Origin of the sequence: Nocardia jejuensis NBRC 103114 (assembly GCF_001613145.1) — a bacterium.
GTDB lineage: Bacteria > Actinomycetota > Actinomycetes > Mycobacteriales > Mycobacteriaceae > Nocardia > Nocardia jejuensis.
In genome coordinates, this window is record NZ_BDBU01000006.1 from 201,007 (window position 1) to 223,772 (window position 22,766).

Sequence of the window (22,766 nt, forward strand, 5' to 3'; positions counted from 1 at the left end):
AGTAACAAACACCGTTCCCGGCAGTGCGTGCGAAAAGACAGCGAGGACTAGGCCGACCGCTGCTTCGAGGACAGCGTGCCGTCGAGCCGGGCGCCGACATCGATGGTGCGGCGCGAGGCGTCGGACACCTCGTTCCGGACGACCTGGGCGACCTGAACGGCTATCTGTTTGCGCATACCCGCGATCTTGCCGAGGGTCGCGGCCCGCCAGCCTTCGGCGGTCATCTCGAGGTCGATGTCCTCGGCCCTGGGCGGCGCCGCGTCGATGACGATGAGCAGCGGCTCGGCCGCGCGCGCGGTCAGGGCCACGGGCACCTGCACTTCGGCGCGATAGCGGTTGGACTTCAGCACGTCGACGGTGATGTCGAGGCTGACCGGAATGGTGAGGTCGAAGGTGATCAGCGCCGGATCGTGCCCGGCCTCGTGTGCCGCGGCCGCGGCGGCCTCCCGTGCGGCCTGCGCCGCCAATGCCTCTGCGGTGGGGGGCAATTCGGCGATACGCGGCTCGGGACGGGGTACGTCGCCGCTCGCGGCGGAGGCGGCGACGCGGGGTAGTCGCACGACGCCCCGCACCGAGACCTGTGCCTTGTTGCCGGGTCCGGTGCGCAGTGGCCCGACCTCGATCGGCTTGCCCGCCATGGATTCCACGACTTCGCGCACCCGGTCGGCGGTGACGATGCGTTCGAAGAATCGGTGCCCGAATTCGTCGTAGCTGATCCACTGGTGCGTGGGCCGCCCGCGGTACGCGGAGTCGGTGCCGTCGAGAATGGCCTCCACGTCGAAGGTGCGCCCGCGCTGCGAATCAGGGTCCGAGAGAATGGCATTGATCCGATTGGCGACCTCGCGCTGCACCATCTTGGCGATCGGATCGAGCAGCAGTTCCCACGCCGAGCCGATGGCCTGGGCGCGCATGACGAAGCTGACGTCGCGCCCGGTGACGGGCGGAATATCGATGACGACGAGCAGCGGGTCCGCGGTGCGCGCGTGCAGGGTGAGGTCGATTTCCACGACCGCTTCCAGGCGTAGCCGCTGGCCGCCGAGGGTGACGTCGACCCGGAGTTTCACCGGCAGCAGCACGTCGAAGTGCACATGCGGTTCGCGGCGAACGATGGTGGGCTTGCCGATGCTGCCCTTGGCGACGAATCGCGCGAGCCCGGCGGGCCCGATTCCGAAGGGTCCGATGGTCATCCCGCGACCGGCCACACTCGAGACCGCGGATTCGATCCGGGATTCCGTCACCGCCGCCGCCACGAATCGTTCACCGAATTCGGCGTAATCGATCCAGGTCGGTTCGTCGGACAACGTCATCGAAAAATTACCTTCGGTAGGGCGGGGACCCCTGTCCTGCCGATGAGGGGGCAGCAGGACAGGGATCGATCGGCGATGCTGCCGGGCACCGCCGGGAACCATCGTAGGCGGAACTGCCGCTCACGCCCACCTTCCGACTGGTGTGTTTCCAGAATGTGGAACCCACCTGTTCACAATCGACCGATTCCGACGACGCCCGAATAGTCCGCCGGCCGGTACTTATGGATGCTGACCTTGCCGAATTCGTTCCCACCCACGGTGGTGACGAGACCGTCCGCGGAAGCGATAACGATATTCGTGTGCTGATTGAAGACGCTACCCTCGGCGTACAACATCACATCGCCGACCCTGGGCCGATATTCGGCGTTCGGCGCCACGAAACGATCTTGTCCCCGGTAGTACTCCTCGAGCGTGTAGACGCCGGGAATCCGCCACGATCCGGAATTCGGATTGGCGAGCGGACGACCCGCCTCCCGCATCACCCAGCTCACGAAGTCCGCGCACCACTGTTCCGCGATACCTTCGGAGTATTTCGTCCCAGGATTCTGTGCCGAGAATTCTCGCTGCAGCACATCCAGAATGCGGTTCTGGGTTTCGTCCAGCCCCGTCCTGTCGACGGCGGGAAAGGTCCGCATGCGGTCCCCCGCCACCGCGGCCAGCGGGGAATGCTCCTTCCACCAGTACACGCCGGTGCCGCCCAGAATCGCCAGCGTGGCCAGGACCGCGATGATCGAGAGCCAGCGGCCCCCGCGCCGACGCCGACGCGGTGTCGAGGTGTCCGATGGGTTCTCCAGTGTCGTCATAGCCCCTCCCCCACGCCCGGCCGGGGATCGGCCGCGCGAATCTCGCTCCTGAAGAATTATCGGAGAACCGAGCCGGCGGCATCAACAGCGGCCACACCCATACAGCATCTCCACACAACCTCCACACGCCCCGAGCGTGCCGTCAGTCGCGGCGAACCAGTCGAGACTGCCCGGCGGGACCCAATTTCGACGGTTCGAGCAGGCCGTTCGTCACCTGCTCCAGCTTGTCCACGTCCTCGCTCAGCCGCTCCCGCAGGCGCTCGCCGTCGGCCCGGTGCGCGAGCGCGCGTTCGGGCTCGCCGAGCGCGGCGGCCAGGTCCGCCAGGACGAAATCGATCGGCCCGAGGACGGTCGCTCCGGTCTCGAGCCCACCGACGGTGCCCGCGTACGGCAGCAGTTCGTCATAGCGCTCCTGCGCGGCGGGCAGATCGCCGAGTGCCACGGCCAGACGGGCGCGCACCGCGGTGAAGGTGCACCAGAAGTGCGGAGCCAGCGGCGGTGCGTCGGCCAGCACCCGGCGCGCTTCGTCCGGGAAACCCGAATGCACAAGTGCCAGTGCGTAACCGAAGACGAAGAGCTCCGGGTTCACCGCCGCGCGGTCGCGCAGCTCATCGAGATAGGGCGACATGTCGTCGCGCAGCAGGCCGATGGAGACCGCGACGCCGATGTGCAGCGCCTGCGGATCGATCGACTCGGGAGCGCCGTCGAGCAGGACCGCCGCCGACTCCCGTGCGCCCGCGAGCAGCCGCAGCACCTCGTCGATATTGCCGCGCAACAACTCCAGCACCATGCCGAACGGCGCGATCGCATCGCGCAGGTGTCCGAGCTGTCCGTCGGTGGCGTAGACCCCCGCGCTGGCGGCGTGATCGGCGGCCGCGGCCAGATCGGCGTCGGCCAGGGTGGCGCGGAACAGGAGATAGTGTGCGAGCGCGCGGAATTCGGTGAGTCCGGCCTCGGTCGAGACTCGAAGCAGCCGGGCCGCAAAGGTTTCGAGTTCGCCGGCCCGGAGGAATCCGGCGCCGGCGAAGGCCGCGAAGGCCTGCGCGTTGACGGCGGTGCACAGCAGATCGGGGTCGTCGAGCGATTCGGCCAGGGCGGTCGCGGCGGCGGCGTCCTGCCCGGAGCCGAACGGATCCTCGATCGCCCGATCGAAAACACTGGTGACCAGTAGGCGAACTCTGGTCGGCGCGGGCAGCTCCGGATCGGCCATGGCGATCCGCAGCGGTTCCCGAATGCGGGGGTCCGCGGTGTGCCAATCCTGCACCGACCAGATCAGCGGCGTGGGCCAGCTGATCGCGGCGTGCGCGAGCAGCTCTGTGCCACCGAGGGATTCGGCCTGTTCGAGCGCTTCCCGCCGCGCGGTACGCGCTGCGATGTGCTGCCCGTCATAGGCGAGCGCGGTCACCAGCTCGCACCGCGCCCCCAGCACCGCGACCTGATCCGCCCGCGTCGCCCCCGGCGCGGTGTGCCCCGCCAGTTCGTGCAGCGACAGCACCGATCGCCAGCGCGACACCGCATCGGCGCGCATCCGCCGTTCCACACACCGGCGGGCCGCGGCCCGCACGAATACCAGTGCCAGCGGCGCGGTTTCACCGTCGGCCCCCAGTGCCGCATGGTGCGCCAGCGCATCCAGATCCCGCCCCCTGGGCACCTGAAACCCCGGACCGGGCGGCGTCTCCGAGCCCGGCGCACCGTCGGAAACCGGCTCCGAAAGGCTCGGCACCACAGCGGCATCGAGGCCCGGCACGTCTCCGGACCACCCCGCACCACCGCTCTCGGACATCGGCCCGGTATCGGGCACCGGAAGTTCCCGCACCGCAGCGGAAACCGCGCCCGGCGCTCCCGCAGCCCACACACCGTGACCGGTCTCGCACACCGTGTCCGTCCCGGGCTCCGCGGACCGGGCATGGGCGGCGGGCAGGGTGGAGGTGCGGAGTAGTTCGAATGCGGCCCAGTGCATTCGGGCGCGGCGCAGCAGGGGGATCTCGTAGTAGACGGTCTCGCGGACCAGGGCGTGGTCGAAGGTCATGCGGCCGGTGCGTTCGGTGCGCAGCAGCCGTGCGGACTCGGCGGTCGCGACCAGGTCGATGACGGTGTCGGCGGGCAGGCCGGTGGCGGCGGCGAGGATGTTGACCTCGCTCTCCTCGCCCCAGACCGACAGGTGGCGAAGCAGTTCCACGACCTCGGCCGGGAGCTGTGCCACGCGGTGGCCGAGTAGATCGCGCACGCTGTCGGGCAGGGCGTCGGTGGTTCCCTGGCTGGCAACGAGTTTCGCGAGCTCGCGGATGAAGAGCGGATTGCCGCCGGTGCGCAGCCGCAGCAGTTCCAGGGTGCGGTCGTCGATCTCGGTGAGTCCGGCGTCGGCGGCGGCCCGCCGGGTGCCGGGCAGGTCGAGGCCGTCGAGTTCGATCCGGTCGGCGGTGAAAAGCGCCAGCGCACCGGCGGTATCGCGAACCCCGGGCCCGGATTCGGTGCCGCGCAGCGTGGCCACGATCAGGATGGGCTGATCACGCAGCCAGTTCACCACCTGCCGCAGCACCTGCAGGGTGGCGGTGTCCGCGCCGTGCACGTCCTCCAGCACCACGGCGATGGGAGTGTCCGCGGACCGCTCCCGGCACGACTTGACCACCCGGCGCGCCAGCGTGAAAGCATCCGCGTCGGTGAATGTTTCGGGGTCGGCCGCATCGAGACCGGTGAGCACCTCGGCCCACGCCCAGGCGGGCGGCGCGCCCTCGACCTCGGGGCAGCGGCCGAACACGGTGGTCCAGCCCCGCTCGGCGAGGTGGGCGGTGACCGCGGCGGCGAGAGTGGTCTTGCCCGCCCCGGCCTCACCCGCGAGCCAGATCAGCCGCACGTGTCCGGCGGCGGCGGCATCCGCGGCGGCCAGCACCGCGGCGCGCTGCGGCCCGTACCCGTTGTCCGGCAGCGGTTCCGGAGCCGGGGCGGGCACGGGCGGGCTGGTGCGGACGAACGCGGGCACGGACGGCGTGTCGTTCTCCACCGAGTGCGTGAGGATCGCGGTCTCCAGATCCCGCAGTCCCGGTCCCGGATCCACCCCGTATTCGTGGGTGAGGAATTCGCGGCTGCGGCGGACGGTGACCAGCGCGTCCAGCGATTGTCCGAGCCGGTACTGCGCCAGCGCGAGCAGTCGCGCGCATTCCTCGCGCCCCGGATACTCCTCGAACACCGGCCGCAGCGCGAGCACCACCTCGGCGGGCCGGTTCATCTCCAGCGCCGCCTGCGCCCGCAGTTCGGCGGCGGTCAGGCGCAGCGCGGCGAGCCGGGCAGCTTCCTGTGCCGCCCAGGGCATTCCGGAGAAGGCTTCGAATGCGGCGCCGTGCCAGCAACTGAGGGCGGCATCGAGCACTCGGCACTGTTCCAGCGGATCCGGCCGCCCGGCCGGATCGCGCATGGCCGCTTCGTGACCGTGCAGGAGCCGCTCGAACTGCCACGCGTCCACATGTTCGGGTTCCAGATTCAGTGCGTACCCGTGAGATTCGGAGACGATGACGCGCGAGCGCGCCCGCCGCGGCCGCTCGGGTTCGAACACCCGGCGCAGATTGTGAATGTAGACCTGCAGCGCGGCAACGGCTTTGACCGGTGGAGCACCGTGCCAGAGGTCGTCGATGAGCCGGTCGGTGGGCACCACTCGCCCGCCCGCCGCCACCAATCGCCCCAGCACCGCGCACTGCATCGGGGCTCCGGGCGGCACCCGTTTGCCGTCGATGCTGATGTGCAGTGGACCCAGCACCCCGATCCGCGTGACCGCCATGGCGCCGAGAAACCCCCAATACCCACTTCGAAACCAAACCAAACAGGATCTTAAATATGACAGAAATTCTGCGGGAACGCCCAGTCTTGTGATCCGGCTTAACCCGATACGAAGAGGACGCGAAGAGTTGTCCCGCACACTGCCAAGGGTGTTCGACCCGCCCCGGCCGCCGCCTGCCGATCTCGCAGTGCTGCACAGCATCCGGAATCCCGCCTGCCTGCACGACAGCGCCTTCGATGTCGTCGCGGCCAATTCCGCCTTCCGGGAGCTGTTTCCGGGCACCGGACCGGGCGCGAACCTGCTCACCGCCATCCTGCTCGAGCCGATGGCCCGCTACCGGCTCGCCGACTGGCAGGGTGAAGCGCAGCTCATGGTCTCCACATTCCGGGACATCGCGCCGAAACACATCCGGCCCGAACGCATCGAGGAGATCCTGACCCTGGCCCGCCGTGCGCCGGACTGGGATGCGATGTGGGAGAACGACACCGCCCGTGAGCATCCCGAACAGCGCACCGTGCTGATGATGGAGCCGGAGACGCGTCTCGAACAGCGCATGTACGTGCAGACCTTCGGATTTCAGAGCCCGAGCCGGCCGTGGTGGCTGCTGACCGTGTCCCCCGAGATCGTATCGGCGGACTAGCGCCGCAGGCTCACGCCTGCGCGGCGGGCGGCTCGAACCAGCCGTCCTCCGGCTCGGCATAGCCGTGATACATCAGCGGGATCCGCTGATCCACCCCGAAGTGCTGATACACCGCGAACATCGCCGTGCGCACGGCATGGGTGTGGAAATCGTCGATCCGCCGGGAGCCGAGCGGATGCTCGGGCAGCAGGGACAGGCGGGTGAGCTCGTCCGGGTCGTCGATATCGAGTCCGATCGGCGCCGGCTCGGCGATGAAGTGATCGTGCAGGACGCCGTGCACCCGGCGCGGATCGTGCAGCCCCGGGCCGAAGGCCACGAAGCTGGTCCGGATCGCGGGCGCGCCGTGCCCCTGCAACCAGTCGACGAGGGTGGGGTCGGTTCGCGGCTCGCGGCCTCGAACCAGCGGTGTCTGCTCCACGAGGTGCAGCATGCTCGCGCCCGCGACCCGGGGTTCGGGAACGAGGAACAGAGTGAGCACGGGTGAACCGGACACGCTGTCCGAGAGGCAGACCTTGGTGTGCATGGGGTCGGGCATGCGCATCTCCTGACGAGAAAGAGTGGAGCCCCGTTCCCCTGAGCCGTGGCCCGGGAGAATTCGGCGGGCTCCGCGCCCGGTTGCTGTCTTGATATCCGAGGTTCGTGCCGGTCGCCGAGTCACCCGACTCGGACCTGTCTCCTCGACGTCCGACCTGTGCGACACCGGGAATTATAGTCGCCGCGCATGATCGGATCGAGGGGTTGCCCGCAGCATTCCGCCCGGGAGAGCACAGTCGGGCACCGCAGGCCGGGTCGGTCGGCCTGCGGTCGAATCAGCCCCGGTCAGGCGTCGATCAGCCCCTGCGCCCCGAGGCGGCGGGTTCGCGTGGGCTGCGCGGCGAGCTCACGGTCGATGGTGGCCCGGACAGTCGGCCACTCCTCGTCCAAGATCGAGTAGAACGCCGTGCTGCGCACCTCGCCGTCGAAGCCGCGGGAGTGCGCCCGCCGCACTCCGTCGCTGGTGGCGCCCAATCGCTCGATTGCCATGCGGGAACGCATATTTCGGACATCAGCCCGCATGGCGATGCGCCGCACCCGCCACACCTCGAAAGCGTGCTGCAGCAACAGCAGCTTGGACTCCAGGTTGATCCCGGAACCACGCGCCTGCGGGGACAGCCAGGTGTTGCCGATCTCGGCCGCGTCGGGCGTCGCCATCAGGGGATCTCCCGGTGGCATCCCGTGTACCAGCGGCCAGACCACCGGCCCCTGCCAGTAGTCGAATCGGCTGAATCGAGTGGACCCCAGCACCCGCCCGCTCGCCATCGCGATGATGGCGAAGGCCAGCGAGGTGCCGGTGGCATGTCCGTTCAATGCTTGCGCCACGTATTCCAGCGCCTCGTCCACACCGTGTGGGACAGGTGTGAACCCGAACTCGTCGCGGTTGGCCGCAGCGGCCTCCGAAATACCCGAGGCATGATGCGGTGCAAGGGGTTCCAGCCGTACCAGACGGCCGGCAAGAGTAAGGGGTACAGGCACGATCCCTCATCTTTCGGAAAGCGGTCGGGGGCCCGCGTCGGGTAGTTGTGCCGCACCGGCCACTCACTCCGGAGTCGACGAACCAGCCCTGGCGCGCCAGTAGCAGCATCGAATAGTGGGGTGAACGATAGCGGAACACCAGCGCACAGCAAGGAAGGCTGCACACAAATTCATCGACCCGCTACCGCGTGTCGCACCGGCGGTTTCCCGAGTCCCGCCAAACCCCCAAAATACTAGGTCAGACCTCGAATCCGGACACCTCTCCCAACCCGCCCTCCGGCATCGCCCGCCACCCCTCGATACCCCTTGCCAACCCTTGGCGCGCACTCCCCCGCCCGCCCGCGCACTCCCGGCAGCAATCAGGACAATCGTCCGATTTCACCCTCACCACCCCGGACCGGCCTCGAGGTCACCGAAAATTCTCCCAGTGTTCTCCGGCTGCTTTCCGAGACAGTTGGACGCCACCGACCCCGACGGGCCGATCCGCACACGCTGTGCGCGAATCGGCCCGCTGGGTGTCCCGCTAGGGCAGCGGCCGGTTCAGCGGCAGCTTGATGAAACTGGGATCGTTGCCGTCCAGCAGAATGTGCTGCGGGTCGAGGGCATTGAGAATGCCGCCGTCGAACAGCAGCGGCGGCGCGAGGAATCCGCGCGGGAAGTTCGACGCGTACACGTTCACCCGCAGTCGATGACCGGGGGCCAGGACCGCGTCCATCGGATTGACGGCGATATCCACCGCGGTCGGCTGACCGGGGACCAGGGGCTGACGGGTATCCAGCGTCAGCTTGTACACCGTGTGGATCAGGTCGCCGTCGCCGTCCCGGGTGCTCTGGTCCTCGTCGATCGCGCGCAGGCTCGCGGCCAGCTGCCCCGACGCCAGCACCATGGACTGCCCGTCGGGGAACACGTCGTTGACCGTCACCGCCCAATCGCCTTCGACGTTCTCGTAGCTGGTGAGCAGATGCACGTTCGCCGTGCCCGAAAGGCGGGTCTCCTCGGTGAGCGGCGCACTGGTGAAGGTGAGCCCGCCCAACTCGTGGATGCGGTCGTCCCGGGCGCAGAAGTTGAACAGACTCAGCGCGCCGATGGTCTCCACCGCGGAGTCCCGCGAGCACAGTCCGGTGATGCCGGTCGCCGGGGACACCGTGAAACCTGTTGTCTCCGAAGTGGGATCAGGCACCAGCGAGCCATCGTAGACGCTGGTCGCGGTACCGGTGTGCGCACCGGAGAGATACATGCGCCGGTAGTCGATGTCCGGCTGGCCCGGGTAACCGTCGATCACCCGCCAACCACCGTTCTGCGACTTCAGCACCACGGGGCCGTAGGTGTCGATCCCGTTGTCGATGCCCTTGAGCCAGTGGTCATACCAGGCCAGCTGCAGCACGTCCAGACGCGGCGGAGCCCCCGGATCTCCCAGGTGCGCACCGGGATTCGCGTGATAGGTGTCGCCCATGATCAGCTTCTTCCGATCCGGGCCCAGTCCGGTCAGATTCTGGAAGCTGCGCGCGTTGGACGAGGAGAAGATGTCCTGCCACCCGCCGTAGGCGAAGGTCGGAACCTGGATCCTGTCCGGGTGATAGTCGGTGAGCGCGTTGCGCATCGACGCACCGGGGGCGATCGCGTCCTTCAGCGGCTGCGGTATCGAATCCACGTTCAGCGACAGCGCGGCCAGGATGAGATCGAAGAACTCGAGCGGTGTGTTCACCCGATCGACCAGCCATTTCAGATCCAGATGCCCGAGCAGGACCCCGATCGGATCGGGAAAGTTCGAGATCAGGTCGACGAGCGCGATGTACACCGGCCCGAACGCCCCCAGCGTCCCACCCGGAAGAGCGACGTCGTTGATGGGATCGGTGGACCCCTCGATGGGGAAGATGGCCTCGAGCGCAGGCGGATTCAGCTCCGCCACCTTGTACTGATTGATCCCCGAGTACGAGATTCCGGTCATGCCGATTTTGCCGTCGGACCACGATTGCCGCGCGGCCCAGTCGATCAGCTCGGTGCTGTCCTGAGTTTCCCTGTCCTGCAGAAACTTCCAGTCACCCTGCGAATACCCGGTACCCCGGGTGTCGGCGATGACATAGGTATAGCCCTGCTGGACGATCTTGCGGTCGGCGCCGAACGCCCGGCCCGCGCCACCGCCGAGCACCTTCGTGAGATCGGTGATCGAATCGAACGGGGTGCCGGCGAAGTCGAACCGGTTGATCAACTCCAGCAACGCGTCCGAGAGCCACGGAATCGACTGCGCGACATCGGCAATGAACGATACGAACTTCGTGTACGGGGTGATGTTCACGATGGTGGGCAGCGGTGTCGTGACCGGGTGCCCGGTCGCGTCCATCGGCCGGTAGATATTGGCTTTCAGGACGGTGCCGTCGCTCATGGTGATCGGCACATCGAACTGGACATCGACATCACCCGGGAATCGGCCGGGATATTCGGGGGCTGGACTGTCGTGTTCGGCCTTCCACTGCTGGGCGAGCGCGCCGCCGTCCACCGGCAGTGTCGAGTCGGCCTGCGCGGGCACCACGAACAGCGTCGCCGTCGACAACGTCACGCCCAGGACGGCTACCGGGGCGAATCGCCGCCATCGCCCACCCCGAGGTCGTCGCATCGAGTCGTTCATCGATCCAGGCATGTCCCGCTCCCCACTTAAAAACAATCTCGTACCTATCCTGCGGGGAAGAGTAACCCATGTCACTTTCGGTGCACAAGTGTGCTCGGAGACACTGGAGGGAACCCGATATCCTGGTCCGATGTCCCTCGCATCGCATATCGACCGGCGCCGACTGCCTCCGGGCACCCACGGCATCGATCCGGCGGATGTCGTGCGATCGCAGCGGATCCGCATGTTCTACGCGATGGCGGAGGTCATCGCCGAGAAGGGTTATGCCGCAACGAGTGTGGCCGCCGTCGTGGCACGGGCACAGGTATCGCGCCGCACCTTCTACGAGCAGTTCCGAAGCCGCGAGGAGTGTTTCGCCGCCGCGTTCGAGTACGCGGTCGACACCGTCACCGTGATGATGGCCGACAGCGTCGCGGACACGCCGCGCCAGGACTGGCGCGCACTGCTGCGAACGACTCTGCGAACCTACCTGGGCGCCCTCGTGCAGGAGAGCCTGATCGCACGGGTGCTGCACGTGGAATGCCTGGCCGTCGACTTCGCGGTCGCGGAACAACGCCGGGACATGAAAACCCGTCTCGCGCAACGCATGCAAGCCGTATTCGCCATCGGCCGCGACACCGGCGACATCCCCTCGGACATCCCCGCGGCGGCCTTCGAACTGCTCATCGGCGGCATCGACGACCGCATCCGGGACTGCATCCAGTTCCAGGGCCCGGATGCCCTGGCCGAACTGGACGACGAGTTCTACCGAACCACCGTCGCCCTCTTCGGCGTTCCGGAGTGGTGAGCGAGGTTTCCGTGGCGGGCAGCGGGCACGACACGCCGCCCGAGGGGATCGAGTGAAGTTCGGGCGTCAGCCGGAGATGCTCGGCAGCGGGCAGCCGAAGCTCCCGGTGGACGAGGACTCGCGGACCTGCACGGTCAGTGGAGTCAGTTCGAAGCCACTGCCACCGCCGAGATACTCGGACGAGGCGGTAAGCACATGCTGCCCAGCGGTTTTCGGCGTCCAGGTGACCTTCGCCGGATTCCCCAGCAGGCCGCCGCCCACCGTGCCGGAGCCGATCACGGCGCCGTCGTCGAAGAACGTGACCTTCGCGCCGTTGACCGAACTGCTGCCGCCGCCGACCAGATCACCACTGGTCACCTTGTAGCTGCATCCCGCCTGCGGGTTCGACTTCTCCAGTGTCACGTCGCCCCACGTCGAGGCCGTGGCGTTCGGTGCCGCGAGCAGCAACACCGCCGCCCCCACGACCAGGCTCGATGCCACTCCAGCGCCACGCGACCAACTCATAGCCATGAGATTCCTTCCACATGTTCACAGACCTCGAAGGAGGTTTTACGAACACTAACGTTCACAAATAGTGAAAGGATTGAGTTTCACAGAATGCGACCGCCCCCACTTTCAGGGGCGCGACGATTCGTTGTCGCCACGGCCGCGAACGATGACGCGGTGCCGACCCGAGCAGATCGCCCGGACCGGCACCGCATCACTACCGATCGCCGCACCGACGGCCAGGAGGGATGTCGTTCCCGCCCGCCGGTGCGGCGGTGTACCGCGTCGGGCCCTGGTGCAGGCCAGGACCCGGACCGCCGAAGCGGCCGGCGCCTGCTGCGAGCGAGAGGCGAGCCCCTCAGCAGCGAGATACCGCACAGGCGATATCCCGCCGGTCACCCTTCAAACACGGTGCCCCCAAACTGGTTCCAATTGTCCGGTTTATCACCTCGCGAGCTCGGGGCACTGCCGGTTGTAGCCGCACCACCCGATTCGATCGGCGAACTACCCACCCCCTCGCCGTCCACGATGTGATTTGATGTGGCCGTGATGTTGATGGCGCAGTCGTGGTGGTCGGGGTTCCTTCCGACCTGACGTGCGCTTGTGTATCGGCCGCCGGGTGTGCGGTAGCCGATCGCCATATCTCGCCCGGCTGGTGCACAGCGGTGGCCTCGAATCGAAAGGATCGAGGACCATGTCCCTGGAGGATGTCCGCCGTGAGATCGACGTGATCGACGCGCAGATCGTCGAATTGCTGGGAGCACGACAACGATTGGTGATGAGTGCGGCGGCTTTCAAACGCAACGCGGACGAGGTGCGCGCACCCGAACGACGTGAACGGATGATGCGGCGCTTGCGCGAGCTGGCCCTGCGCCACGGGGTGGAACCGGCGCTCATCGAGCAGGTGTACACGACGCTGATCGATGGATTCATCGAGTTGGAGCAGCGCCGGCACCGCAGCCTCACCGAGTCGTCATCCGCAGCGGACTCGGCGGCCGCCAGCGACTGAAACCCGTTCGGAGACAATATTTTCGACCGTGAAGCCTTCCCCTTGACCGACCAGCCGTCGCGGCTCCCCGGTCCGAGGCGGACGCGGGTCGCCGGCGGCGATTCCCCCGGCGACCGCGCACTCAACTGCCGATGTAGCGCTTGATGATGCCCTGCAGGGAATTCTCGTCGACGATCTGAACGGTCTTCTCGTCGGTCTGAGTTCCCTGCTTGGCGGTCACGGTGTATTTGCCCGCCTTCTGAGGAGTCCACACCAGGTTGTAGGAATCGCAGCATTGGCCGGTGGGCAAGACCGTGCCCAGCGGAGCACCGTTCACGCTGATGGCGATCGGCGTGGTGTAGTCCGTGACATTGCCGACCGAAATACTGCAGGACAACCCGGTGAACACGCAGCCGTACTGATCAGGACCGGCGCTCGACAGGGACAGGGAGATGGGAATGCTCTCGGCGTGGGCAGCCCCGGCGGCCAGCGCGAGGGCGGCGGACAGCACGCCCGCGCCGGTCAGTAGAGGACGCATGTTTTCCTTCTTTCCGATCACCAGTGCGGCGAGCACAGGCCCGAACCGAGCGCGCCCGACCCTGTCTCGCATCCGAATTCGATCACCGCGCGGTGCACCCGCTCGGCGGTCGCCTCGAGCGAGCCGTTGTCCATGATCCGCACGGTGACCTCGTAACTCAGGCTCCCCTGCTTCGCACTCACCACGTGCTGGCCCGCGGTCTTGGGGATCCAGGTCACGTCGAGCTTGCCGTCCGAGTTGGTGCCGGGGCTGGGCACCGGCATTCCCGTGGCGAGAGCCTGCCCATCGACGCTGATGGTCACCGGAGCGGACATATCGAATACATAGGCGGTGAGATTGCACGTCTGCGCCGTGGCCCGGCAGGCCAGCAGATCCGGCCCACCACCCACCCACACGCTGATGGGTCCCGCTGCGGCCGTTGCCGTTCCGGTCGACAGCGACATCGCCGCCGCCATCGCCAACCCCGCACCGGCCGCGATGCGACGACCGGTTCTCAAAGTGATCATGGCCGAGATTATTTGTGAACCATGGATGGTTCACATCACTTTTCGATGCCCCCGATTTTCGGGGCGTCGGAGCGCGGCAACCGTAGCCGAGGTCGCCACCGTCGTGCCGTGGAGATTCCGCTCCAGAGCGTGAGCGACTCCCTGCCGTTGGAGACAGGTCTAGCGAAACAACGTCACGACGACGGCGCGATGTACTCGCACCGCAGGTCGGATACCTTTGCGATGTGCTCGTAGTCGTGGTCCGCGGCGAGCACGGTCGCATCGTTCACGATGGCGTAGCCCGCGATGAGGATGTCGAGTGACCCGGCCGCACGGACGAGGCCGGCATTCCACAGCGCCGCCTGAATATCGAGCACAAGCGATTCCTCAGGAGCATGCTCGAGCGGGAACCCGAGTGAGATCTGCTCTCGGTAATGGCCGTATTCCTCGGGCGTCCGTGCGCTGCGGCAGAACTCGAGCACCTGCGGCGGGCAGGTGACGAATAGGTCTGACGGCGCTCGTTCGATGCGGCGCAGCCGCGCGGTGATACCCGGGTCTCCGGTGGCCAGCCTTGCCCAGACCGAGTTGTCGACAAGGTAGTCGGTCACGCGGACCGCGACTCGTCCGGAGAAACCACCGGCGCGCCGAGTTCGTCTCCGAGGTCGGTCAGCCCGGCGATACCGTCGATCATCGCACCCTTCTGCTTCGAGGCAATGAGTCGCCGCAGCGCGAGGTCGATGACAGCTCGGTTCGATCGTTCGCCCGTGAGTGCCCTGGCACGCTCGATCAATTGCGGATCCAGGTCGACACTGGTGACAGTCATGACGCCCTCCTCATTGTTATATGACTGATTATATATCGAGCGGCATCATGGGGCCATCGACTTGCGTCTACCCATCCGATGCCAGCGAACCCGATGTGGTGCCGAGTAGCGGCAGAGGCGAATGCGGTCACTCCGTCGGCGATCCACTGCCGGCTCGCTAGAAGGCCGGCGACCACCAGTACAACGTGGTGCGGTCCATCGGCCACGCAGCGGGGCTCGTACTTTCCCGGTCCTCGAAATCGTCGGACGGTTCGATAAGCCGCCATCCCAAGGCTTTTGGTTCCACAGCACTAGGCGTGCTACCCGGCAGCGACGCCGAGAAGCACTTCTACTCCGAGCGCGACAAGCCTTCGGGACAGCTCCTGCTGGTACAGATCGACAGCGAATACTCGAACAAGATGGTCTTCGCCGATTGCGGAAGGCTTTATTGCTTCATCGATCCGGACGACCTCGCGGCAGGAAATCTCGAAGCCGCTCGAGTGCACTCGGAGAGCCACTGATCGGGCACTGAATCCAGACGGCGCAGCGAAGGTCGAAGCATCACTCGCAGAACGATTTCAGTGACGATGGAATTCTGCCGATCTTGACTACTCTCAACCCTGTGATCTGCGAATTCGACGAGGAGATGATCGAGCGGGACGAAGCGATCGAACTATCCGATCGCGACCTCGGCAGTCGTGTACGTCTGTGGCATCGCACGATGCCCTACAGCGACGGCATGCCCCAGGACGACGCATTCGTCGCGATGTGTGCCGAACTGTCTGCGAACGGGATGACCGCCACCGTCAACGCGCTACTGCTCGATGTGGACGGCGGCCGTTCACTGCCTCATTTCTTGGATTCACTCGTCAACGACTTCGCGGGTTGGGAGGGGATTCGAAGCTGGGAGAGCCTTGACCATGAACTTCGGATCGATGCCCGGCACGTGCATCGGCACATCCGACTCGACTGGATACTGACCCTGCGATCCGATGGCCAGACTGCCTGGACCGCAACCAGCACGATCAAAGCCGAAGCCGGCGAACAACTTCGCCAACTGACAGCCGCGGTACACCGATTTCTCCGTCCGTTCTGAGCCCATGATTCTCGTAACCGGTGCAACAGGCAAGGTCGGCCGAGCAGCCGTCGACCAACCGACCTTCCACACGAGCACTCCGCTGTTGTCGCTGATCGCGCTGACCGAACCGGCCAGTCGCGGCGCCTCATAAGATCGAACGGTCGCATCGATCCGGCGCCATCGGAACGCACTGATCTTCCGATGTGCGTGCGTTCGACTGGCACCAAAGGTCCTCGGCTCGTTGATCTTTCACAAGCCCGCGGTGCCCGGTTCGAGCTGCGCGGACCCCGACGCTTCGGGCGACGCTAGCGGCAAGCCTCCCTGTCGGGCTGCGCTCAGTTCGGGCGGTTCGCCGATACCAAAGCCGCGGGGGAACACTCGAACTCGCCCTGAAGGAATCCAGGTTTTCGGCATTGTCAGAGCCATTTGGCAATATCGCGGCCATGACCGGCATCCCGACCACTCCGCCACGGCCGTTCGACGTCACCACCGTCTTCCCCGACCTGGCTCCGCTGGCACGCGCGGCAACCCGGTTACACCCCCGCCCGGGGTCGCCGTCACCGCAGGACAGTTCCATCGGCGGACCGCTGCTCTGGCCCGCCGACGAGCCATGGCCGCACTGCGACGAACCTCATGTCGTGGACGGAGTCAATCCGGCCCTGTCCCCAGCGGAGGTGAGGCTGGAACGGCGGATTCGTGCCGCCTCGCGCGGCAGGACCCTGACCCCGGAGGAACGAGAGACCCTCGAACGAATCCGCCCCCCGCAGGAGTATCCGGTCACGGTGGCGATCGCCCCCTATGAGGGTTCCATAGCGATGCTGCCGGTTGCGCAGCTCTACGCGCACGACGTGCCCGATCTGCACACCCCTGAAGGCGCAGACCTGCTCCAGGTCTTGTGGTGCCCCTTCGACCACTCGGCGGGCATGCCCAAGACCGCGCTGTTCTGGCGGTCGGCCGCCACCGTCACCGACATCCTCGCCACGCCCCCCGAACCGCCCGCGGTGCAGTTCGACGGCTACGTGCCCGCGCCGTGCCTGCTCAACCCGGAGCAGGTCACCGAATACCCCGACCACAGGGACCTGAGCAAGGAACTCCGGGAGCAGATCGGAGACTGGAGCCTGTGGCAGGCAGCCGAGACGGATGTGGACAGCGCCTACGCGTCGTACCCGCACGAGTTCTACAACCTCGAGTTGTCCGTCGCTCCCGGTTGGAGAGTCGGCGGCTGGCCTGGCTGGGGCGCCATCGACCCCCACCCCCTGCTCTGCCCTACCTGCGGCAGCGACATGGATGCCCTGCTGACCATCGCCACTTTCGAGACCGGCGACGGCAAAAGCTGGCTCCCACACCAGGAACCGGCGCATGAACCATCCATCGGCTTCAACCACACCGAGGTCCAGATAGGCAGCGGCTACAACCAGCAGGTCTACGTCTGCGCGACGGCGCCGGAACACGCCCACACCGATCTGATGCACTAGTCGGCCGCGCGAGGCGCGATGGTAGCGGCGGGGAAACGGCCCGGATTGGTGACATGCCCGTATTCCGCACGTGCGGTACTCGGTAGTCCTCGTCGAAGGTGGCCAGGTTGCTCACGTTGACCGCCTCGAAGTTCCGCGAGGGCGCTGGCGGCCAATGCACTGTACTGCCGCGACCCGCGCTCGGGCGGCCGACCAAACCGGTTGCCCGACAGCGGTTTCCCAACGCACTGACATGCCGAGTATCCGATGTCGTTGCCACGACCGGAATTGCGCTACCCCGGCCGCTGACCGCCGGGCTAAACATTGGCGGTGCCGGAAGCTCGGGCACAGCCTTCCGAGCCGACTATCTCGACTCCATTGCCCCGAGCGTGACCATTGCCATTGCCCACCAGGACTGCGAGCTTCTGAATGCCCCCTCATCGATCTCCATGAGCTCTTCACGGAGCTCGGTCGCCCGATCCGCCCGCCCCTCGATTCCGGTGTCCGCATCGATGAAGACCGAGAACCTGTGGAGAAACTCCACAAACGATCGGAAGCTCGAGTTCACAAGCTCGAGAGTCCACTTCTCGACGCCGAGAAGCACCACCCGACCCCCGTTGACGTCGAATCCGAACACCATGGCATCGGGATCGGCAGGGATGGCACCGATCACCATCATCGGAAAGACCTCACCCGCACCAAGATCAAGGTCTACTCGCTCGTACAGGTCGTATTCGTTCCCATCGAGAAAGCAGGTGAACACCGCCGACATGTCGATAGGGATGAAATCGATGTCCGGATAGCTCGCCTCCGGTGCAAGGAAGTCTCGAATCCACCGGGCGCGTGGGTATTTGACGACATTGTCCGTCCCCCATGTCCTCACATACTCTTCACCGAGTTCAATCACTGCACTCTCTTGCCCCATCATTTGACGCCAGAATCCTACGGTCCGAACAGCTGACCCGCCGACCGCGCGGTCGACGACAACCTGGGGACGCACTGTAATGCCGCGACCCGCGCCAATGCAGAGAGGCTCACGGTCGCCTCTCAGCGTCTGGTCTGGCACGCTGTCCGGGTGACGCATGAAGTTCTACGCGGTGTGGCGTGGCCATATCCTGCCGGCCAGTTTCCGCAGCACTTGGGGGTTATCGTCCATCGGACCGTAATGGAGGGCTCAGAGCCTGCCCGGCTGGTCACCCATTGGGATGACGGCGACTGGACGATCGCAGACGGCGTAAATGATCCGAACGGGAACGCTGCGCTGGTTTGTGTCGAGCACATGGTCGCCGCAGACGACACGTTCGCGGCTTTGGCGACGATGCCGCCCGGTACTCAGGCATGGCGATCGACACCGCAGGAGCCTTGGACCTTCGAAAGTCATAAGTACAGCGAGTAAATTCGCGTTCAAGCATCCGTTCCACCGCGAGACGCGCTGTTCGGATCGGCCACTCAGCATTACCGATGGTCAACGGGCCGAGATCATCTCGGCGGGTTCAACGCCCTGATCTGCCGCATACCGGGCTGACCGAACCGGCCAACCCGGCGCAGGCGGCGGCCAGACAGACTGCGGCACAAGAACGTCCGCAACTGCCTGCAGGATGTTTTGTGTGTCGGTGCCGAATGCGATGCCAGGGGGCATCCCCATCACGCGAGGTGTGACCTCCAACTCGATATCCTCAGTCCGGTTGGCGGTCAACGGTTTTCCCACGCGCGCTCGGGTCGTCGAGGTCGAGCACCGGCATCGTCGCCCCTTCCGGGGCCCACATGGCGAGAAACCCATCCTGAGCCGTGATGTCGACCAACTCGACTCGTGCTCCGATGCTGTCGAGGCGGTGGTAGGTGAAGGACCGGCCGTAGGGGCAGGAATCGAACTCGATAGGTGCGCCCCGTGCCGCTAGATGCTGCTTGTCCGCCGTGACATCCCCCGACCAGTAGCCGATGTGGTCGAAGCGAGACCCGGCGGTCGCGTCCCACGGACTGCCGGGGGCGCCCTGGATGATCTCGAAGAACGGTGGTCCCTCGACGGAGAAGACGATGCTGTATTCCCAATCCCCGAGCTTGCCGCCACGGACCGGGCCCCAGGTCACGCCCAGAGTGCGCGTGAGGTCCTCGGTCGCTCGCTGAATGTCCTGAACCACGAAGCACAGGTGATAGAAGGTGTTCACCCCCACCTGTCTACCAACTCGGTGAGGTCACGGTCTCGCCGTCACCCACCACGAATGCCGAAACAGACTCTCCTGCCGCATCGTGCGCGGACCGAACCTGTCGGCGCAGCATAGCGAAAGATTTACCGGCGCAGGCGATCCGAGGCCGAGTGGGCGCACTCCATTGCCGAGCTTCGGATAGATGGCGAGTCACGAGCCCGGCGTAACCCAGCCCATTTCCCGAAGACTTTCCACCGCTCGGTCGAGCATGTCTCGGCCGGGCGAACCTTCGTTCCACCACACCGACCAGTGCACCGAGATGTCGAGGCGGATTGTCGTCTCGTGACTATCGGTGTCGGAGTTTCCGAACTCCCTGTGCACCCGCAGAGAGATCGGGGACCAGCGCCCGAGACCGTCTCTGCCCACCCATGTTCCGCCGGGTCGCCGTGTGAGAGGCATCGGTACATCGCGATGGCGGTTGTCGATGTCGTCGACGATCAGATGATCGCCGGTAGTCGGTACCAACGATTCCGGTAGCCGCACCAGGGTGTTGCCCACCAGAATCACATCCCAGGACAGCCACTGACCTTCAGATAGGTCGTAGGGCATCGCGAACAAAGTGTCGACAGCTTCGGACATCGAGGACTCGTACACCTCGGTATCGACAACCGTCGCACCCACGTACATCGGATTCGGTTGTATTGCTGCAGGTTTCAGATACAGGTGCCCGGACGTCGGATCAGGCTCGACGGGAAGTGGGGCTCCATAGGAGTGGCTCATCGCGCATTGCAGGATTTCGAACTCCAGAGGTTCGAGCAGGTCCTGAGACAACGCGACGATCGCGGCGACGGCGTGACCGGCGGCCTCGTGTTCACACTGAGAAAGAATCACGCCGGACCCTGAAGTCCAGTTGAGGGCGCGCTCCAGCTCGATGCTGTAGCCGGACTTGTAGATGTCGTGTCCGGAGTTTTCACGCGCCTGCATGGGGTATCAGCCTGCCCGACAATCTGTTTCACATCAATCAGGTCCGGATCCTCCACCAGACACCCACTGTCACCTACATCGATCGACGCCGGACGTTCAGGAACCGACACCCGAGAAACCGGCCGCATCTACGGGTTGCGACGGATCTTCAACCAAGTGTCTGCCGTGAGGCTAGGTGTCGGATTGGGTGCGGGTATCGAATTGTGCACGGGCGGCATCGATGTCGGGCACGTGCGCGATGCTCCACTCCAGCAGCGGCAACGTCGCGACGCGCAGACTCATGCCCATGGGGGTGAGTGCGTAGCTCACGTGAGGCGGCATGACGTTGCGCACGGTGCGAGTCAGGATGCCGTCGCGTTCCAGGGCGCGCAGGGTGACCGTGAGCATGCGTTGACTGATGCCGTCGACATCGCGTTTGAGCTCGGTGAAGCGACGAGATCCCTGACTGAGGTGGCGTACGACCAGCAGCGACCACTTGTCGCCCACGATGTCGAGAACCTCCCGTGTCCGGCACGCGTCGGCCGCGCTCGGCGGCAACTCGCCGGGCTCGACGTTCATGGTTACCTCCTGGGAACCGAGGCACACGAATGTGCCGTATTGCCCGATTCGGATCGAGCGCACCACACTGGTCGTGGTTCCTGAAGTGTACCGAGGCATGAAAAGTAACCAGCCGAGCTGGAGCGCCTCGGCACAGAGCGACAAGAGGTGAACATGTCTGTATTTCTGCTGGTACATGGCGCATGGCACAGTGGCCGAAGCTGGGATCGAGTGGTCCCGCTCCTGGAGGCAGCCGGACATCGGGTGTACGCGCCCTCGCTGAGCGGCTACGGCGACAAGGTACGTCTGCTCGCACCTGGCGTGGGCCTGGACACCCACGTCGCCGACATCGTCGAGCTGATCAAGGACGAGGATCTCACCGACGTCGTCCTGGTGGGACACAGCTATGCGGGCCTGGTCATCTCCTCGGTGGCCAATGCGATTCCGCAACGGATCGCGCACCTGGTCTATCTCGACGCGATGGTCCCGCGCGACGGCGAGACCGCCGTCGATGTCCAACCCATCACCCAGCAGCTGATCGACGCCGCCGCCGACACCGGCATCGCCTGGCGCATCCCCCCGCTGCCCGAACTCCCGGCACCGTTGGGCCTGTTCGGAGTCACCGACCCGGCCGACATCACATGGCTGCGCACGATGCTGTCGGATCATCCGGTGGGCTGCCTGCAGCAACCGGTCCACCTCGACAACCCGGCGGCAGACGCCGTGGCGCGCACGCACATTCACTGCGTCGGCGCGAAACCGCAGGGCATCGCCCGCCGGCCGGTCGCGGCGATCCAACCCAACGGCTCTCCCGCACGAGTCCGAGAATTGCCGACCGGGCACGACTGCATGATCACCATGCCCGTCGAACTCAGCGAACTGCTCCTGGAAGCAGCCCGTTAGAACACATCGACCTCCAGCACCCGGGCATCGTATCGTGTTTCTTCCGTTGACATTTCGCGCGGATGCGCCCGACTCCCGCGCGACCTCGCAGGCTGCGGGCGCCCATCGGTAGACGCATTCGACAGCCGGTCACTGCCGGCTCGATCGGGTCGAGTTTGTCGAACGGTCCAGGAAAGTCGTTGCTCGCCATAATGATTCGGAATCCGGCACCCGCGTAGAGCACGCTCGAGGCGCGTCGGCTACCGGATGAGCGCTCGGCGGTTCGGAGGGGGTGGCTACCCGTTCGAGTCGGGCCGAGGGGTTCCGAAGCATCATTTCTGGCGTGTCGACCGGCGGAAGTGGACGCTCCGCCGACCGACACGACCCATGCTGGTCCCGTGCGATGGGACCGGGTGCCGCTCGGGGGGATTGGGCGGCGGGACACCGTGCCCGGGGAGGGCTTGGAACGCGGTCGCCGGACGCGGTGTCACGGTGGATGTAGCCCGGCGCGCCAGTCCCAAACAGTCGCACTCGAAGTCGTCGCGAATGCCCGATTCTTCGTACGGTTCAACACCTTTCGGACGCTTCGGACAATCTGTCCGGATCGGTGGTACTCACTCGCGCCTCGATGATTCTCGCGGAGCGAGCGCGGCATCGCCGACCTGCACCTGTTGACCGCCCAACGGCAAGTTCTGCGAACACACCCGGCCGCGTCCCGGAGTCACCGGATGTTCTCCGAGCAGGACTGGGCACGGTTCCACCCCGCACACACTGCCTGACAACTGCCCGGTACATGAGCCGCGATTACGGACACTTGCGATCTCGGGGATGAAACGGACCGGTGCGATTGAACACCGCCCCGGTGGTTATCCGTAGCCCGTGCCGACCTTCACACACAAAAACCCGAAGAGAGTCGTAGTCGACGAGCGGGGCCTTCGCCT

The 22,766-nt window shown here is 65.9% G+C and carries 22 protein-coding genes; 7 read left to right on the plus strand and 15 right to left on the minus strand.

Annotated elements, in window-relative coordinates:
• Nucleotides 1-47: 47 nt before the first annotated feature.
• The 3 genes from NJ1_RS05840 to NJ1_RS05850 all read right to left on the minus strand — a co-directional run bounded on the left by NJ1_RS05840 (nt 48) and on the right by NJ1_RS05850 (nt 5,882).
• Nucleotides 48-1,307 carry a hypothetical protein gene (locus tag NJ1_RS05840; RefSeq protein ID WP_067688354.1) on the minus strand — a complete coding sequence of 420 codons (1,260 nt, stop codon included), beginning with the start codon at nt 1,305-1,307 and terminating at the stop codon, nt 48-50.
• A gap of 170 nt (nt 1,308-1,477) precedes the next feature.
• Nucleotides 1,478-2,110, minus strand: coding sequence for a CHAP domain-containing protein (locus NJ1_RS05845; RefSeq protein ID WP_067688357.1), 633 nt, complete (start codon nt 2,108-2,110; stop codon nt 1,478-1,480).
• Between the two features lie 142 nt (nt 2,111-2,252).
• On the minus strand, nt 2,253-5,882 hold the full coding sequence (locus NJ1_RS05850) for an ATP-binding protein (protein ID WP_067688360.1): 3,630 nt from the start codon (nt 5,880-5,882) through the stop codon (nt 2,253-2,255).
• Between the two features lie 148 nt (nt 5,883-6,030).
• Here NJ1_RS05850 and NJ1_RS39660 point away from each other — a divergent pair, with 148 nt between their 5' ends.
• Nucleotides 6,031-6,522, plus strand: coding sequence for an MmyB family transcriptional regulator (locus tag NJ1_RS39660; RefSeq protein WP_169813091.1), 492 nt, complete (start codon nt 6,031-6,033; stop codon nt 6,520-6,522).
• A 10-nt stretch (nt 6,523-6,532) separates the two neighbouring features.
• Here the strand turns inward: NJ1_RS39660 and NJ1_RS05860 are convergent, their stop codons facing one another.
• The 3 genes from NJ1_RS05860 to NJ1_RS05870 form a co-directional block, all read right to left on the minus strand.
• The gene (locus tag NJ1_RS05860) at nt 6,533-7,057 is read right to left on the minus strand and encodes a hypothetical protein (RefSeq protein WP_067688575.1); all 525 of its coding nucleotides are present in this window, start codon (nt 7,055-7,057) and stop codon (nt 6,533-6,535) included.
• A 284-nt stretch (nt 7,058-7,341) separates the two neighbouring features.
• Complete coding sequence (locus tag NJ1_RS05865; RefSeq protein ID WP_067688366.1) at nt 7,342-8,034, minus strand: GNAT family N-acetyltransferase; 693 nt, start codon at nt 8,032-8,034, stop codon at nt 7,342-7,344.
• A 523-nt stretch (nt 8,035-8,557) separates the two neighbouring features.
• Nucleotides 8,558-10,591, minus strand: coding sequence for a CocE/NonD family hydrolase (locus tag NJ1_RS05870; protein WP_245717233.1), 2,034 nt, complete (start codon nt 10,589-10,591; stop codon nt 8,558-8,560).
• Between the two features lie 199 nt (nt 10,592-10,790).
• On the opposite strand from NJ1_RS05870, the gene NJ1_RS40125 reads away from it, so the two are divergent.
• A complete protein-coding gene (locus NJ1_RS40125) occupies nt 10,791-11,447 on the plus strand; it encodes a TetR/AcrR family transcriptional regulator (RefSeq protein WP_067688372.1) in 657 nt (218 codons plus the stop codon).
• 66 nt (nt 11,448-11,513) lie between these two features.
• On the opposite strand, the gene NJ1_RS05880 is transcribed toward NJ1_RS40125, so the two are convergent.
• Nucleotides 11,514-11,951 carry a hypothetical protein gene (locus NJ1_RS05880; RefSeq protein WP_157573770.1) on the minus strand — a complete coding sequence of 146 codons (438 nt, stop codon included), beginning with the start codon at nt 11,949-11,951 and terminating at the stop codon, nt 11,514-11,516.
• A 676-nt stretch (nt 11,952-12,627) separates the two neighbouring features.
• On the opposite strand from NJ1_RS05880, the gene NJ1_RS05885 reads away from it, so the two are divergent.
• On the plus strand, nt 12,628-12,942 hold the full coding sequence (locus NJ1_RS05885; protein WP_067688378.1) for a chorismate mutase: 315 nt from the start codon (nt 12,628-12,630) through the stop codon (nt 12,940-12,942).
• Nucleotides 12,943-13,063: 121 nt separating this feature from the next.
• Here NJ1_RS05885 and NJ1_RS05890 read toward each other — a convergent pair whose 3' ends face one another.
• The 4 genes from NJ1_RS05890 to NJ1_RS05905 all read right to left on the minus strand — a co-directional run bounded on the left by NJ1_RS05890 (nt 13,064) and on the right by NJ1_RS05905 (nt 14,767).
• Nucleotides 13,064-13,459, minus strand: a complete 396-nt coding sequence (locus NJ1_RS05890) for a hypothetical protein (protein WP_157573771.1) — start codon at nt 13,457-13,459, stop codon at nt 13,064-13,066.
• Between the two features lie 17 nt (nt 13,460-13,476).
• Nucleotides 13,477-13,965 (minus strand): hypothetical protein, encoded by a 489-nt coding sequence (locus NJ1_RS05895; protein WP_067688384.1) that lies wholly within the window; start codon nt 13,963-13,965, stop codon nt 13,477-13,479.
• Nucleotides 13,966-14,138: 173 nt separating this feature from the next.
• Nucleotides 14,139-14,552, minus strand: a complete 414-nt coding sequence (locus NJ1_RS05900; RefSeq protein ID WP_067688387.1) for a PIN domain-containing protein — start codon at nt 14,550-14,552, stop codon at nt 14,139-14,141.
• Nucleotides 14,549-14,767, minus strand: coding sequence for a type II toxin-antitoxin system VapB family antitoxin (locus tag NJ1_RS05905; protein WP_067688390.1), 219 nt, complete (start codon nt 14,765-14,767; stop codon nt 14,549-14,551). The genes NJ1_RS05900 and NJ1_RS05905 overlap by 4 nt, the downstream gene beginning before the upstream one ends.
• 185 nt (nt 14,768-14,952) lie before the next feature.
• On the opposite strand from NJ1_RS05905, the gene NJ1_RS37830 reads away from it, so the two are divergent.
• The 3 genes from NJ1_RS37830 to NJ1_RS05920 all read left to right on the plus strand — a co-directional run bounded on the left by NJ1_RS37830 (nt 14,953) and on the right by NJ1_RS05920 (nt 17,299).
• Nucleotides 14,953-15,267 (plus strand): DUF1963 domain-containing protein, encoded by a 315-nt coding sequence (locus NJ1_RS37830; protein ID WP_084477781.1) that lies wholly within the window; start codon nt 14,953-14,955, stop codon nt 15,265-15,267.
• Between the two features lie 83 nt (nt 15,268-15,350).
• Nucleotides 15,351-15,842, plus strand: a complete 492-nt coding sequence (locus NJ1_RS37835) for a DUF6228 family protein (protein WP_157573772.1) — start codon at nt 15,351-15,353, stop codon at nt 15,840-15,842.
• 395 nt (nt 15,843-16,237) lie between these two features.
• Complete coding sequence (locus NJ1_RS05920; RefSeq protein WP_218025133.1) at nt 16,238-17,299, plus strand: hypothetical protein; 1,062 nt, start codon at nt 16,238-16,240, stop codon at nt 17,297-17,299.
• Between the two features lie 343 nt (nt 17,300-17,642).
• Here NJ1_RS05920 and NJ1_RS05925 read toward each other — a convergent pair whose 3' ends face one another.
• From NJ1_RS05925 to NJ1_RS05945, 4 genes are all read right to left on the minus strand, one after another.
• Entirely contained in the window at nt 17,643-18,185 is a 543-nt protein-coding gene (locus tag NJ1_RS05925) for an SUKH-4 family immunity protein (RefSeq protein ID WP_169813092.1), read from the minus strand.
• Nucleotides 18,186-18,954: 769 nt separating this feature from the next.
• Entirely contained in the window at nt 18,955-19,443 is a 489-nt protein-coding gene (locus tag NJ1_RS05935; RefSeq protein WP_067688580.1) for a VOC family protein, read from the minus strand.
• A gap of 189 nt (nt 19,444-19,632) precedes the next feature.
• Nucleotides 19,633-20,406 carry a hypothetical protein gene (locus tag NJ1_RS05940; RefSeq protein WP_067688405.1) on the minus strand — a complete coding sequence of 258 codons (774 nt, stop codon included), beginning with the start codon at nt 20,404-20,406 and terminating at the stop codon, nt 19,633-19,635.
• A 171-nt stretch (nt 20,407-20,577) separates the two neighbouring features.
• The gene (locus NJ1_RS05945; RefSeq protein WP_067688583.1) at nt 20,578-20,964 is read right to left on the minus strand and encodes a winged helix-turn-helix transcriptional regulator; all 387 of its coding nucleotides are present in this window, start codon (nt 20,962-20,964) and stop codon (nt 20,578-20,580) included.
• A gap of 153 nt (nt 20,965-21,117) precedes the next feature.
• Here NJ1_RS05945 and NJ1_RS05950 point away from each other — a divergent pair, with 153 nt between their 5' ends.
• Entirely contained in the window at nt 21,118-21,846 is a 729-nt protein-coding gene (locus tag NJ1_RS05950) for an alpha/beta hydrolase (RefSeq protein WP_067688586.1), read from the plus strand.
• The last annotated feature ends 920 nt before the right edge of the window (nt 21,847-22,766 follow it).

Excerpts from the sequence above, each read along its gene's own strand:
- NJ1_RS05840 (WP_067688354.1), bottom strand. The coding sequence starts at position 1,307 with ATGACGTTGTCCGACGAACCGACCTGGATCGATTACGCCGAATTCGGT.
- NJ1_RS05845 (WP_067688357.1), bottom strand. The coding sequence starts at position 2,110 with ATGACGACACTGGAGAACCCATCGGACACCTCGACACCGCGTCGGCGT.
- NJ1_RS05850 (WP_067688360.1), bottom strand. The coding sequence starts at position 5,882 with ATGGCGGTCACGCGGATCGGGGTGCTGGGTCCACTGCACATCAGCATC.
- NJ1_RS05860 (WP_067688575.1), bottom strand. The coding sequence starts at position 7,057 with ATGCCCGACCCCATGCACACCAAGGTCTGCCTCTCGGACAGCGTGTCC.
- NJ1_RS40125 (WP_067688372.1), top strand. The coding sequence starts at position 10,791 with ATGTCCCTCGCATCGCATATCGACCGGCGCCGACTGCCTCCGGGCACC.
- NJ1_RS05880 (WP_157573770.1), bottom strand. The coding sequence starts at position 11,951 with ATGAGTTGGTCGCGTGGCGCTGGAGTGGCATCGAGCCTGGTCGTGGGG.
- NJ1_RS05885 (WP_067688378.1), top strand. The coding sequence starts at position 12,628 with ATGTCCCTGGAGGATGTCCGCCGTGAGATCGACGTGATCGACGCGCAG.
- NJ1_RS05890 (WP_157573771.1), bottom strand. The coding sequence starts at position 13,459 with ATGCGTCCTCTACTGACCGGCGCGGGCGTGCTGTCCGCCGCCCTCGCG.
- NJ1_RS05895 (WP_067688384.1), bottom strand. The coding sequence starts at position 13,965 with ATGATCACTTTGAGAACCGGTCGTCGCATCGCGGCCGGTGCGGGGTTG.
- NJ1_RS05905 (WP_067688390.1), bottom strand. The coding sequence starts at position 14,767 with ATGACTGTCACCAGTGTCGACCTGGATCCGCAATTGATCGAGCGTGCC.
- NJ1_RS05940 (WP_067688405.1), bottom strand. The coding sequence starts at position 20,406 with ATGCAGGCGCGTGAAAACTCCGGACACGACATCTACAAGTCCGGCTAC.
- NJ1_RS05945 (WP_067688583.1), bottom strand. The coding sequence starts at position 20,964 with ATGAACGTCGAGCCCGGCGAGTTGCCGCCGAGCGCGGCCGACGCGTGC.
- NJ1_RS05950 (WP_067688586.1), top strand. The coding sequence starts at position 21,118 with ATGTCTGTATTTCTGCTGGTACATGGCGCATGGCACAGTGGCCGAAGC.